General features: G+C 62.7%; 11 protein-coding genes and 1 pseudogene. 2 read left to right on the top strand and 10 right to left on the bottom strand.

What is annotated here, in order from left to right:
• Positions 1 to 566: 566 nt before the first annotated feature.
• Positions 567 to 1,601 carry an SDR family oxidoreductase gene (locus ACYCO6_RS04545; RefSeq protein ID WP_459769712.1) on the top strand — a complete coding sequence of 345 codons (1,035 nt, stop codon included), beginning with the start codon at positions 567 to 569 and terminating at the stop codon, positions 1,599 to 1,601.
• A 46-nt stretch (positions 1,602 to 1,647) separates the two neighbouring features.
• On the opposite strand, the gene ACYCO6_RS04540 is transcribed toward ACYCO6_RS04545, so the two are convergent.
• The 6 genes from ACYCO6_RS04540 to ACYCO6_RS04515 form a co-directional block, all read right to left on the bottom strand.
• Positions 1,648 to 2,109: a cytochrome o ubiquinol oxidase subunit IV gene (locus tag ACYCO6_RS04540; protein WP_459769710.1), complete on the bottom strand. Its 462-nt coding sequence runs from the start codon at positions 2,107 to 2,109 to the stop codon at positions 1,648 to 1,650.
• A complete protein-coding gene (locus tag ACYCO6_RS04535) occupies positions 2,109 to 2,732 on the bottom strand; it encodes a cytochrome c oxidase subunit 3 (protein WP_459769707.1) in 624 nt (207 codons plus the stop codon). The genes ACYCO6_RS04540 and ACYCO6_RS04535 overlap by 1 nt, the downstream gene beginning before the upstream one ends.
• On the bottom strand, positions 2,729 to 4,831 hold the full coding sequence (locus ACYCO6_RS04530; protein WP_459769704.1) for a cbb3-type cytochrome c oxidase subunit I: 2,103 nt from the start codon (positions 4,829 to 4,831) through the stop codon (positions 2,729 to 2,731). Before ACYCO6_RS04530 ends, ACYCO6_RS04535 begins: the two co-directional genes overlap by 4 nt.
• The gene (locus ACYCO6_RS04525) at positions 4,828 to 5,703 is read right to left on the bottom strand and encodes a COX aromatic rich motif-containing protein (RefSeq protein WP_459769702.1); all 876 of its coding nucleotides are present in this window, start codon (positions 5,701 to 5,703) and stop codon (positions 4,828 to 4,830) included. The genes ACYCO6_RS04530 and ACYCO6_RS04525 overlap by 4 nt, the downstream gene beginning before the upstream one ends.
• Positions 5,704 to 6,268: 565 nt before the next feature.
• Positions 6,269 to 7,069, bottom strand: coding sequence for an SMP-30/gluconolactonase/LRE family protein (locus ACYCO6_RS04520; RefSeq protein WP_459769700.1), 801 nt, complete (start codon positions 7,067 to 7,069; stop codon positions 6,269 to 6,271).
• A gap of 221 nt (positions 7,070 to 7,290) precedes the next feature.
• Positions 7,291 to 7,587, bottom strand: coding sequence for a hypothetical protein (locus tag ACYCO6_RS04515; protein WP_459769697.1), 297 nt, complete (start codon positions 7,585 to 7,587; stop codon positions 7,291 to 7,293).
• Positions 7,588 to 7,776: 189 nt separating this feature from the next.
• On the opposite strand from ACYCO6_RS04515, the pseudogene ACYCO6_RS04510 reads away from it, so the two are divergent.
• Positions 7,777 to 7,884, top strand: a pseudogene (locus ACYCO6_RS04510) (IS630 family transposase); the annotation flags it as partial.
• A gap of 174 nt (positions 7,885 to 8,058) precedes the next feature.
• Here the strand turns inward: ACYCO6_RS04510 and ACYCO6_RS04505 are convergent.
• The 4 genes from ACYCO6_RS04505 to ACYCO6_RS04490 form a co-directional block, all read right to left on the bottom strand.
• Positions 8,059 to 8,931 carry an SMP-30/gluconolactonase/LRE family protein gene (locus ACYCO6_RS04505; RefSeq protein WP_459769695.1) on the bottom strand — a complete coding sequence of 291 codons (873 nt, stop codon included), beginning with the start codon at positions 8,929 to 8,931 and terminating at the stop codon, positions 8,059 to 8,061.
• A gap of 318 nt (positions 8,932 to 9,249) precedes the next feature.
• Positions 9,250 to 9,672 (bottom strand): DoxX family protein, encoded by a 423-nt coding sequence (locus ACYCO6_RS04500; protein WP_459769693.1) that lies wholly within the window; start codon positions 9,670 to 9,672, stop codon positions 9,250 to 9,252.
• A 38-nt stretch (positions 9,673 to 9,710) separates the two neighbouring features.
• Positions 9,711 to 11,273, bottom strand: a complete 1,563-nt coding sequence (locus tag ACYCO6_RS04495) for a GMC oxidoreductase (RefSeq protein ID WP_459769691.1) — start codon at positions 11,271 to 11,273, stop codon at positions 9,711 to 9,713.
• Between the two features lie 261 nt (positions 11,274 to 11,534).
• On the bottom strand, positions 11,535 to 13,328 hold the full coding sequence (locus ACYCO6_RS04490) for a glycoside hydrolase family 15 protein (RefSeq protein WP_459769689.1): 1,794 nt from the start codon (positions 13,326 to 13,328) through the stop codon (positions 11,535 to 11,537).
• Positions 13,329 to 13,371: the final 43 nt, after the last annotated feature.

Here is a 13,371-nt window from a genome sequence, read left to right as displayed (position 1 = left end):
TTCGGATGCGTCGTTGCACCTTTGGCTGCCGGATGCCGAGTGAATGTGGCGTCGTGAGCCTGCGGTATAAGACCGGTACGATGTCGTACCAACAAAAAATCAGAACTAGATCACTCTCCGATTTTTCTGCCTCAGGCACACGGGGTAATCAGGAACAGAAACGATATCGTGGCGATTTTAATTCTGAAATCTGTCGCGGATTGCCAGTTTTTACTATACGCGGTCGCCAATGCTTCGGCCAAACTTCATTGCCAAGCCGTTTCGCGTTAGAGCGTGGATAGCGCTCGACGCGCGCAACCAGCGACTGCCCACGTGCGCGCCGCCGTCGAGCTTCGCTTCGCGAGCGCGCGTTCGGCTGAGCCGAAGGCTGTCACACATGGCTGTACGACGGTGACGCATCAACCCAGGGATCGTTGGCCGGGTCCCTAGCACGGCATCGTCGGCTGGCTGCTTAGCATACAGATTAGTAAAATAAGTGTTGAGCAAACATCCCCCGGCAGGAGCAGTCCGCATTCCAGTGACCGATTGCTTCTGTGGGCCGCGTTGAACTAGAAAAAGGATCGCCCATGATTCACGAGAGCACCAACGATAGGCGGCCAACCGTCGTTGTAACCGGCGCGAGCGCCGGCGTCGGACGCGCCATTGCACACGAGTTCGCCCGGCACGGCTGGAACGTCTCGGTTCTCGCGCGCGGCGAAGCTGGGCTGAAGGGGACCGTGCAGGACATCGAGCGGGCGGGTGGGCGCGCTATGGCTCACCGAGTTGACGTGGCCGACGCCGACGCTGTCATGCGAGCCGCCGACGAGACCGAAAGAGAATTCGGAGCCATCGACGTCTGGATCAACGTCGCGATGGTCACAATCTACTCGCCGGTTCAGCAGACGAAACCCGAGGAGTACCAACGCGTGACCGAGGTCACGTATCTCGGTCAGGTCTACGGCACGCTCGCCGCACTCAAGCATATGACCGAACGCGACGCCGGCAGCATCATCTGCATCGGCTCAGCCCTGACCTACCGCTCGATTCCGCTGCAGTCGAGCTACTGCGCCGCCAAGGCCGCGGTGCGCGGCTTCCTCGATAGCTTGCGCAGCGAACTCCTGCACGACGGCAGCCGCGTGCGTTTGACGATGGTGCAGCTTCCCGCGGTCAACACGCCGCAATTCGACTGGGCGCGCTCGCGCATGCCGCGGCGCCTGGAGCCGGTGCCGCCAATCTACCAGCCGGAGGCGATCGCCCGCCACGTCTACCGCGTCGCGCACGACATGCCGCGAGAATTGTGGATCGGCTTCCCGACGTGGAAGGCGATACTGGGCAATATGATCATGCCGGGCTGGATCGACGGCTACCTTGCCCGGAACGGCTATCGCGGCGAGATGACGAGCCAAGCTGCGATAGAGAACCGCCCGGACAACCTCTACGACGCGGTCGATACGGACCCCGGCGCACATGGCCGCTTCGATCGCCGGGCACTTCCTACTGTCCCGGCAGTAGATCCACGCTGGCTGAAGCTCGGCATCGCCACGACGCTCGGCGCCCTCGCCGTCGGGGCTCTCGCCGCGGCACGGATGGCCGACACCCCCCGGCGCCTGCAGGGCCGCTGAAGCGGATGTGCGCCGGCCCATGACGCCCTCTGCGCGTCGGGGCCGGCTACATCATGCGCATGCGTTGGTTGAACAGAACGATGAGGCTGCCGCCCACCATCACGGCGATGATCAGCGTCGAGAACAGGATCAGTTGGAGGTCATCGCGAGCCGACTGCTTCAGATCGATGTGCAGGAAGCAGCGGAAATGCACGATCGCTTGGACCAGCGCCAAGGCGAAGATGATGCCCGGTGCGATCGTGCTGGTCGCCCAATGCCAGTGGACGAGGGCGAAGGCCGCACAGGTCAGCAGCAAGGCCAAGACATAGCCGACGCCGTATGTGATGAGATCGCCGCGCTTCGCGTTCGAACCGTCGTCGCTGGGCTCGCGGCTGCGGTGCGCGTCGCGCCGAGGCTGCCCGTCGGGCTCCCCATCGCCGCCGAACAGGAGCCTGGAGGTGCCGAGCACGGCGACGGCCCCCGCAGCCTTCAGCAGGACGCTCGCCCGCGAATGACCCTGCCCACGCATCAGAGTTTCCCCTGCAGGTAAACCACGGAGAAGATTGCGATCCAGACGATATCGAGGAAGTGCCAGAACAGACCGAGTTTCAGCAGGTTTAGCTTGACTCGGGCATCCGTACCGAAGACCGCGATTTGCACGAGCATCACGATGATCCAGATGCAGCCGGCCGTGACGTGAAGGCCGTGCGTCGGCACCAGGGCGAAGAAGACGGACAGGAAGCCACTACGGTCCGGCGATGCGTTATCGGACACCATGGTGGCGAAATCGTTGAACTCGAAGCCAAGGAAGGCCATCCCGAGGGCCAGCGTCAGGCAGAGCAGCACGACGAGCCTCATGCGGCCGCGGTCGTACTTCATCGCGATCGAGGCCAGCCCGAAGGTCAGGCTGCTCGTGAGCAGGACCAGTGTCTCGATGAAAGCGCTGCCAAGCTTGAACTCGGCCTGCGGCCCCGGCGCACCCGCGGTGGCCGAAACCTGCGTGCCGTAAACCGCGAACAGCAGCGCGAACAGCACTGCGTCGCTCATCAGGAAGATCCAGAACCCGTAGAGGCCCACCTCGGCCTCGCCCGGTTCGAGTTCGTCGCAACTCTGGAGGTTGAGGCCGATGTGCCGGAGCTGCGGTCCGGTCATGCCGCCACCTCCGCCGGGATGATCTTCGCGAGCCCGCGATTGGCCTGACTCTCTTCGAGTCGGCGGGGCACGGGTCGCGTGGCGTGAGCGAGGTCGAGCCAGCGGCGGTCCTCGGCCTCGACTTCTGACGCCGGAATCCACCGGTGGGTCTCGCGCACGAAGCTGCGCGCAATCACGGAGAGCCAGGTCGCCGCGAATCCGAAGAGCGCCATCCACCAGATGTGCCACACGAGGCCGAAGGTGCAGATCGCGCTTCCCAATCCGAAGAGTGGTCCAACCCAGCTATTCTTCGGCATCTCGATGCCGCGGTAATGGTCGGCCAGCTTGTAGGCGCCCTCGTGCGCCTTACGCAGATAAAATGTGTCGCGGCCGCTGACCTGTGGGATCGTCGCGAAGTTGTACTCCGGCGGCGGCGCCGCAACCGACCATTCGAGGCTGCGCGCATCCCAGGGATCGCCGACCGGAACACGACTGCTCTCACGGTCCCGCACGCTGACCCAAAGCTGCACGAATAGCGTCACGAGGCCGGCGAGCAGGATGAGGGCTCCGAACTCAGCGACGATGAGCCAGGGTCGGTAGTCAGGCTCGAACAGCTCTTGGCTGCGGCGCGGCATGCCGCCGAGACCGAGCACGTAGAGCGGCATGAAGGCGAGGTAGAATCCGACGACCCAGCAGACGAAGGAGATCTTGCCCCAGCCTTCCGACAGCCGGAACCCGAACGCCTTCGGGAACCAGTACTGGTAGCCGGCAATCAGGCCATAGAGCGTGCCGGGGATGAGCACGTTGTGGAAGTGTGCGACCAGGAAAACGGTGTTGTGGACCATGAAGTCCACGGGCGGGATCGCGAGCAGGATGCCGGAGAGGCCGCCGAGCACGAAGGTGATGATGAAGGCGACCGAGAATAGCATCGGCGTCGTGAACCGCAGCTCGCCACGAAACATCGTCCAAATCCAGTCATAGACCTTCACGCCGGTGGGCACGCCGATCGTCATCGTAGCGATCCCGAAGAAAGAATTTATATTCGCGTTCTGGCCCATTGTGAAGAAATGATGCAACCAAACCGTGAAAGATAGCACTCCGATCGCCATGGTTGCGATGACCAGAGACGTATAGCCATACAGCTCTTTAGACGAAAAGGCTGACACGACCTCCGAGTAGATGCCAAATGCCGGGAGTATGACGATGTAGACCTCTGGATGGCCGAAAAGCCAGAAGAGGTTCACATAGTTCATCATATTTCCGCCGAGATCGTTCGTGAAGAAGTGGTAGCCGAGGTAGCGATCAAGAGCGAGCAGGGCGGTCGCGACGGTCAGCGGGGGCATCGCGAAGATCATCAAGATCGCGGTGCACAGCGACGTCCAGCAAAAGAGCGGCATGCGCATGAGATGCATGCCGGGGCAACGCTTTTTATAGATCGTCGTCGCGAAGTTGAGGCCTGAAAGGGTCGTGCCAATCGACGACAGAGTGATAGCCCAGATCCAGTAATCGGGGCCGACGCCGGGCTGATACGCGAGTTCGGTGTAAGGCGGATAGCCCGACCAGCCGCCGGTGGAGAATTTACCAATTGCGAGTGAGATCATCACCAAGCCAGCCCCACCCCCCGTCAGCATCAAGCTGATCGAGTTCAGCAGCGGGAAAGCCACGTCGCGTGCGCCGATCTGGAGCGGCACCACATAGTTGATGAGACCCGTCAGGAACGGCATCGCCATGAAGAAGATCATGATGCTGCCGTGAGTGCTGAACAGCTGAGCGAAGTGCTCGGGCGCAACGATGCCAGGCGCATTCACGGCGAGCGACTGCTGCGTCCGCATCAGCACCGCCTCGATCAAGGCGCGCGAGAACATCACGCCGGCAAGCACGATGTACATGATGCCGATCTTCTTGTGATCGAGGCTGGTCAGCCAGTCGAGGAACAGCGGCCGCCACCAGCGTTTCCGAGTCAGCAGCACCACGAGGGCGACCGCACCGATCACGACCAGCGCACCCGCGAAGGCGCCGATGATCTCGCTCACGTTGGGGTCATCCCATGCGCGCACGAATGGGAATGACCTGGCGTCGAGCCGCCCGAACAGAGCGTGCCAGAGGGTGACGCCGCTCATCGAGGCTCCCCCTCCTGGGCGGAATGGATGCCAGGATGGTTCTGGGCGAGAATCGACTTGAAGAGGCCGGGCGTCACCGATCCAAACAGCATCGGAGTGGCCTGGGCCGAAGGCGTGGACAGCGCCTGGAAGGCGTTGTTGTCGAGAGTCTTTCCACTGGACCGCGCACGGGCCAGCCAAGCAGCGTAGTCGTCAGGGGATTGCGCCAGGACGAGGAATTTCTGGTTCTGGAACCCCGCCCCGTTGAATTGCGTGTTCTCGCCGCGAAAGCGGCCCGGCTCGCTTGCGGCAAAGTTCAGCTGCGTGGTCATGCCGGCCATCGCGTAGATCTGGCCGGCCAACTTGGGCACAAAAAACGACTGCATGACCGTATCGCTGGTCAAGCTGAGATGGACCGGCCGGTCCACCGGGAACGCAAGTTCGTTCACGCTCGCGACCCCCTGCCCGGGATAGATGAACAACCATTTCCAATCGAGCGCCACCACCTGCACCTCGATTGGTGGATCGGGAGAGGCCAGCGGCTTGTAGGGATCGAGCGCGTGCGTGTCGCGCCACAGAAATACTGCGAGCACGATCACGATGATGATGGGCGGGATCCAGATCAAGCCTTCGAGAGGCCAGTTGAAGCCCCATCGTGGCCTGTAGGCGCTTTCGGAGTTCGAGAGCCGGTAGTGCCACGCGACGATCGGCGTCAGTAGCAGGACTGGCCCGGCGACGAAGAGGAGGATGAAACAGACGAGGAAGAACAGACCGCGTGTGCGGTCGGCGACCGGCCCTGCGGCGCTCAGAAAACCGTGATTGAGCACACCACAGCCGCCGAGTTCGATCAGCGTCGCGCCAGCGAAGAGCCGAGCTAGATTGGCTGCGGCCATGCGGAGTAACCGGTCATGTCCGTCATGTCCGCGCATCCGGATTGGATCAGCCACATCGATCCCCGAGATTGCTGGCTGTTGTTGCAATGCGATCGGCCGCACGCTGTACGAGGGTTCAGACGGTGAGGGACCGATTCGCGTCCAGATCTAACAACCGATTGACCGACTTTACTAGTAAATAACTTTGTGCTTCATTTGAGTTATAATGATTTTGCTTGTTATCAGGGCTGTGAATCTCAAAATTAGAAATCGGCTTGCGATTGCCATGAAAATCACTTGAACTATATTGACATGCATATTCATTTATTAGCGACGCTATAGACGATTTTACCGGAAATTCGGGCTTTTGCGCCGAAAAACTGTCACTGCGTGTTCATGCCGGCGTATCGGCACTCGAAAGACCAACGGCGAAATTGGTGGAGACCGTCGGCCTTTCAAGGCGCACCCTCGCGCTGCATGTGCCTGTTTCGGTACTCTAGCGTACAGGTCGGTCCTGTTCTGCGGAGTGACTGTTTTCGGGATTCTTGAACGACTTGTGTCGGCGTTGCGGTTTGGCCAGTCGGAGTCAGCGCAGCTGATCGGGCAGCGAAGCTTCGCAGGGACATCTCTCCAGACCCGTGGCGATAACGCGAGCGCTGTGCGGTCGGATCGTGGTGCGTTGGCGCCTCCAGCTCTCGATGAAGATTTGCGAGAAGCTCTGGTGAAACGCCCGCTGTGCTGACGTGGGCAGCGGGCGTCTCACGAGGTGCTCTTTGCCGACGGAGTCGACAGCCGGGATGTGATCCCATCCGCGGCAGGTCTCGTCAATCTGGCCGCGGGACAGTGCTAGCGCAGATATCGGATCGACGCGGTAGACGCTCCGGTGGTCGAGTTCGGGCTCGGCGAGTGCACCCTGCTTGGGCAGCGTGAGCCCGTAGCTCGGGTCGGTGAACCAGAGCGCGCCGTCAGCGGCGCAGACGACGTCGTCCGGCGAATTGAAACGCCGTCCCCGGTAGGTCCCGACCAGAGGCTCGTAGTGTCCGTCAGGCGTCGTGCGCGACAGGCGCCGATTCCCGTGTTCGCAGTGCACGAGATTGCTCGCATGGTCGACCGTGTGGCCGCTGATGAACGGCGTGGCATCGACGACCACCTCGACGCACCTATCCTCGCGCCAGCCGAGCACGCGCGGGCCCTCGACATCCGACCAAACCAGCATGCGGCGGACAGGCCACCAGACCGGCCCCTCACTGAAGATCGCATCGTCGTAGAGCGAGACGAGTCGCGCGCCATGCGGCACGACCTCGGCAAAACGGGGATCCTGAGCCCGAGGTGGATCGACGTGGGGAACCGGATGCGGCGATCCCGCCCGGCGAACGATATCCGGCATTATGGACCTCCGAGCGCTCGGAGTCGCGCCAACCTGAGCACCCACCAACGGCGGGATTTGCTGTCTGCAATGCTCAGATAGATCGGCGTTCTGCGACCCCAGGTTACCAGGAGGAGCGGCACCGCTCAGCCGCCACCGAAGCAGAGCTAGGGGCTGATAAGCCAAGCGGAGCGGCACCAGCACAAACAGAATTCATGAAGCACACATGGTATACGGCACAGCTATCTCTTGCTGTCTGAGACTGATTTCTGCTCAAGAGCATGGTTTGCTTTGCTGACATGATCCAAACACGATTTTTCGTTATTCTTCATGTCTTCTTCCCGCGCGAGACGCAGTTCCGCAGACGCCATTTCGGCGGGGCCGGCGTTGACCTGTGACGGCATTCTCGTCTGCACCTTATCGATTTCCGGGCCGCAACGGGAGGTGCCGGCCCAAGCAGCCGTCTGGCCGAGCGATGTGCATAAAAGAGCAGCCATCGCCGCACAGGGCAGGAAAGCAGTTTTCAAAAGACGACGCATAGAACCTCCGATATTGTGCGTGGTTGCTGGGAAAACTATTTCGCCGCGGCGCCGTTTCACTCCGTAGGGCAAAGTGCGTTTGAATCAGTACGGATGCGTACCAATTGCTGCGTGGGACCGCCGCTGGGGCGCAGCTCATCCGATCGGTGGCCGTACGGAACGGTTGGATGTTGACGGGGCAACACGGCCGTGGCCACGCCCCTGTCCGTCGATCTGCGCCAGCGCGTGACGTCCGCGGTGTCAGCAGGAGCAAGCTGCCGGCGAGTCACCGGGCGCTTCGGTGCGAGCCGGGCCAGCGCTCCCGTCACAGCGAGCCTCGTGCCGACCTCATCCAGCCGACCTGCCGGGCTCGCCCGCAGATCCTCCGCGCACGTTGCGCGAAGCTCCGCTTTCAAGTTCAAGCTTGGAAGAGCGCAAACCACGGCGGCGAATTGTATGGGCTCACATTCCCGCCGTCTGCCGGTTGGCGCTCTACGCTGCCAAATCGATCGCGAGCAGAAAGGTGGTGGCAGCAATGAAAAGGCGGCGCATGCCAACCCCGCCGAAGGCGCAGTTCGAGGGCGTGGCGGGCGTGGGGAAGAAGCCAAGCCTGACGCCATCGGTTGCATAGACGTGAATACCGTCGCCGGCGGTGGTCCATATCCAGCCGCGCCGGTCAACAGCGAAGCCGTCCGGGTAACCATAGTCGGTCCGGCAGAACAGGCGCCTGTTCGTGAGCGCTCCATCTGTCCCGACATCGAATACCTGAATCTCGTGGGTGTCCCGCTGGTGACCGCCGATGATCTCGCCCAGCGAGCGCGCCGTGTCGGAGACGTAGAGCGTGCGACCGTCAGGAGAGAAGAACAGGCCGTTCGGTTGCTCGAAATCCGCCATGCGGTCGAGGGCTCCGCTGCGCGGATCGAACCGATAGACGCTGCGATGGTCGAGCGCCGGGTCAACGAGGCTGCCCTGGTTGGGCATCAGAATCCCGAAGGTCGGGTCCGTGAACCAGATCGCGCCGTCAGCCGCCACGGTGACGTCGTTTGGCGAGTTCAGGCGCTTGCCTTCGTAATGCGTGACGATCGGCTCAGGATCGCGGTCGTCGACGGAGCGGCTGATGCAACGTCGGCCATGCTCGCAGTGGACGAGGCAACTCTCGCCGTGCAGAGCATTGCCGTTTATGAACTGCGTGTTGTCGATGGCCACCTCGACACGGCCATCGGTGTACCAGGCGAGCAACCGTCGGTTGGGTACGTCGGACCAGACCAAGCGGTTGCGCGGCGTATCCCACACTGTGCCCTCACCATGCAGCGTGAACTGGTGCAGGATCAGCAACTCGGCGCCTGTCGACAGGACGCCTTCCATGCGCGCGTTATGCACCTCCACGCCGCTGAAGCCTCGGACCGGCTCGGGAGGACCCGGTCGCCGCAGAAGGCGCCCCGGAAGCAAGGATGGATCATCCGACATTCAGGCCTCCTTTCACGCACAACTCTTCAGACCAGTGGTACAAATCCGACGCTCGCAACCGCTCCGGTTGCAGAGACATCAATGCTTTGCCAGGCCGGCAAACGGGCCAACATGTTCGGTTTAGGCCGCCAGACCCGAAAGGCCGGCAGAAGTGCTCGGGCGCTTTGCTCGAAACGCCGCGGGACGGACGGATCAGTACCCCGGGGGTGCGATGGCTCATGGGTGGCCGCCGAACGGGTGAGTGGAGCCTAAGGGTTGGTGCACGAACGCTTCCAGGCCGGTGCCGTTCGGGCCCACGGCCAGCAGAAGGAAACCGGCGCCGAGCGAGAGGTTCTTGAGAAAATCCCAGAACAAGGTCCGCCCCTTCCCGTTCGGATCCGACCAGAAATCGCCGGCCGCCCAGAACCGCTTGAAGAGGATCGCGGTGGCAGCGCAGTAGCCCGCGATCACGACCGCGCAGGCCCTGTCGGCCACCCCGGTCACCACGCCGAATGAACAGAAGACCTCAACAGCCAACCCGGTCAGCAGAACCGCCGCTGCGAGGGCCCGGGCCCGGAACACGGTCTCGGCCTGCTTCAGCGCATTGCCGAAATTGACCACCTTATCGAGCGCGCTGAAGGGCAGGAACACGAGAACCATGCCACATCGCACTAGGAGGGCGATGAAAGCTGGCCCGCTCACAACCGTTCCTTCAAGATGTCGGCGACTCGTAACGCATTGGCGATGATGGTGAGTGTGGGATTGACCGCACCGATGGACGGAAAGAAGCTGGCATCCGTCACGTAGAGATTTTCGATCTCGTGGGCGCGGCAGTCTAGATTGAGCACGGAGGTCTTCGGATCGGTTCCGAACCGGCAAGTACCGGCCTGATGAGCCGTTCCGGACAAGGGAATGTTCTTGCCGAGGTAAAGGGATCGTTCGAGCAGAACAGCTGGCCAGCCGATCTTGGTGAGCACCTCCTCCAGCTTCGCCTTCAGGCGCCTCAACGCTTCCGGATTCGTTTCGACAAGATCGAGATGAACCTTGCCGTCCTTGTAGTAGACGCGATTGTCGGGGCTTGGCAGGTCCTCACTCTGGAGCCAGAAGTCCATCGAATGGCTCGCAAGCTTGTCGAAAGGCATGTCGGGCAACCATTCGAGCGAGGTCGACAGGGCCTCGCCCTTTATCTGGCTGGCATGGCTTGTCGCGCACATCTGGACCAGACCGAGCGGGTAATCCCAGTCATCGCTGCCGAAGTAGAAGTCGCTGAAGGCGAGCGTCTTCTGAAAGACGGTCTCGTTTGCTTCCTTCATTACGGCCATCACGACTGACATGTCGTGACGCATGTAGTTGCGGCCGACCTGATCCGAGCCGTTGGCAAGGCCGTTCGGGTGCTTCGCGTTGGCGGAGCGAAGCAGGAGCAGCGCCGAGGACAGCGATCCGCAAGCCACCACCACGGTCCCGGCCCTGTAGATCTCCTCTTGTCCGTGGCGCGTGACGTGAACCGCTTCTACCCGCCGTCCGCTGGCATCGGTCTCGAGGCGGGAAACATACGCCTCGGCCAGGAGAGTGACGTTGTCGTGCACGGCCAGCATCGGATCGATGCACATGACCTGCGCATCCGCCTTGCCGTTCAGCAGACAGGGAAAGCCGTCGAAGTAGGAGCACCTCATGCACACGCTGGTTGGCGTCGCGAAACCGTCTTCCTTCTGATCGAGACGGATACCGAGCGGCAGGTGAAAGGGATGAAGACCGATCCCGGTGAGCCGATCCGACAGCTCCTGGATCTTGGGCTCGTGCTTCACTGGCGCAAACGGATACGGTGAGGCCATCGGCGGCTCGAGCGGATCCTCACCACGACGGCCGTGGACGTGGAAGAGCGCCTCGGCTTGGTCGTAGTAGGGCGCGAACGCGTCGTATTTCAGCGGCCAGGCCGGCGAGATGCCGGCCTTGTGAACGACCTCGTCGAAGTCGCGTTCTCGCAGGCGGAACAGTGCGGCTCCGTAAACCTTCGAGTTGCCGCCGACGTAATAGTGGAGCGCTGGGCTGAAGGTTTGGCCGTTTCTGCTCGTCCATGTCTCGTGAGCCTGGTAGCGCCCGTCCACGAAGACGGCCTCGGCGCTCCAGTTTGCTTCTTCGCGCGGAAGGTAGCCGCCGCGTTCCAAGATCAGGATCTGCTTGCCGGTCGGGGCCAAGCGGTGTGCCAGCGAGGCTCCGCCGGGTCCGCTCCCGATCACGATCAGATCGTATGTTTCAGCCATCTCGCCATCCGGCATCACTACACGCACAGAAAGCGGAACCCTGCGGGCAAGTTCACGAGTGCAAGTCGAGGATCTGTACGCGAACGGACCATCCAAACGACCGTCCCGTGACCGCCGTGTCGGTGCCCGTCGAACGGCGCGAGCCGATGCCGCCCGGAGGCTCTGGCCCACCGTCAAGCCGGCTCGGCCCGCGTAGGGCCCACTCGCGCTGTGCGCCTTTTTCGGGCGCCCAGCGCACACGATCCTGTTAATGCTGCGGATTCAACGGTCGCACGGACCGTCGACTTCGGTTCCGCCGCGTCTCCACACCGATCCCGAAAGATGAAGGGCGGTCTGGACCAGGGCGAGATGGCTCAACGCCTGCGGGAAATTGCCCGAGAGATGGCGACCCGGGACGTTGTACTCCTCGGCCAGCAGACCGAGATCGTTCCGGACCGACAGCACGCGCTCGAACGTGTAGCGCGCCGCTTCACGTCTCCCTTGCATCAGTTGGCAGTCTGCAAGCCAGCAGCTACAGGCGAGAAACGTCCCCTCCGGGTCGGGCCCGCGGGCCTTCCAACGCCTGACCAGTCCCTCCTCGACGAGTTCCCGCTCGATCGCCGCGATGGTGCGGGCGATCCGCTCGTCGTCGACCGGCAGAAAGCCCACAAGCGGTAGAAGGAGAAGGCTCGCGTCGAGCTCCTGGCCGCCGAAGTAGTCGACGAAAGTCCCAAGACCGGCATCGTAGCCGGCGTGGCAGATCTCCGCGTGCATGCTGTCGCGCAAGTCTGCCATGCGCGCCAGCATCGTCGGATTGGCGTTGGCCATCTGGGTTCGGCTGTCGACAAAGCGGTCAACGGCGACCCAGCACATGACCTTCGAGTACACGTAGTGCCGGGGTTCACCGCGTGCCTCCCACAGACCCTGATCGGGATCACGCCAGGCAGCCGCGACATGGCGCACGATGGCGTCTTCGACTTTCAATCCGTGGTCCGGCCGCTCCATGCCGGCTTTGGCGGCGAGGTGGAGCGTGTCGAGCACCTCCCCGTAGATGTCGAGCTGGCGCTGACCGGCCGCCGCGTTCCCAACGCGAACAGGGGCGGCCCAGCGGTAGCCTGACAGCCACGGAACGGTCCATTCCTCCAGGCGGCGGCTGCCGTCGATGCGGTACATGATCCGCATCTTGTCCGGATCGCCCGCGACCGCGCGCAGAAGCCAGTCGCGCCAGGCCTCTGCCTCCTGCTCAAAGCCGGCGTTGAGCAGGGCCGACAAGGTGAAGGTGGAGTCCCGGAGCCAGCTGAAGCGGTAATCCCAGTTCAGCGCACCTGCGGGCGCCTCGGGAAGCGAGGTCGTCGGAGCAGCGACGATGCCGCCGGTCGGCTGATAGATCAGCGCCTTCAGCGTCAGGAGCGAGCGGCGCACCGCCTCCGACCAGGAGGTCGGCCTCTCGAACCGACCGATCCAGTCGCGCCAGTAGGTCTGTGTCCTGGTCAGCGCTGCGTGAACATCGATGTTGGCCGGAGCGGGCTCGGCGGAGGCGCCGTACATCAGCACGAACGGGAGTTCGTCGCCCGCGCTCACCTCGAACTCCGCCTCGATCACCGGATCGCTGCCACCGAGTGGCACCGGCGCGTGAAGGACGACGAGATCCGGCCCAACCCGGGCCAGCGCGCGCCTGCCCTGTCGTTCGAGCCAGGGGGAGAGCGAGCCGAAATCGAAGCGCAGGTTCAGGGTGGTCCGCAGCCGCACCGTTCCGCGCAGGCCGGTGACGAGCCGGACCAAGACGGATGCACCATCGCGAATCGGCATGAAATCTGTAACCCGGACAGCGCCGTCTTCCGTGTGGAAGTCAGTTTCCAGTACGAGGGTGTCAGTCTGGTACCGGCGCTGGACCTGCGCCGTTCCACAAGGGCCGAGCTTCCAGCAGCCATGCTCGCTTCTTCCGAGGAGAGCCGCAAAGCAGGCATCCGAGTCGAAGCGTGGCCAGCACAGCCAATCGACCGAGCCGTCCCGGGCGACGAGTGCTGCTGTCTCGCCATCGCCGATCAGGCCATAATCCTCAATGGGCTTACTCATGCGACGGCTCGCCTGGGCTGGGTGGTCGACAGGCCGGAGAGAT

Source organism: Methylobacterium sp. CM6257 (assembly GCF_054611515.1).
Note: the sequence above shows the minus strand (reverse complement) of the source record. Positions and strands in the feature narration are given on the sequence as shown.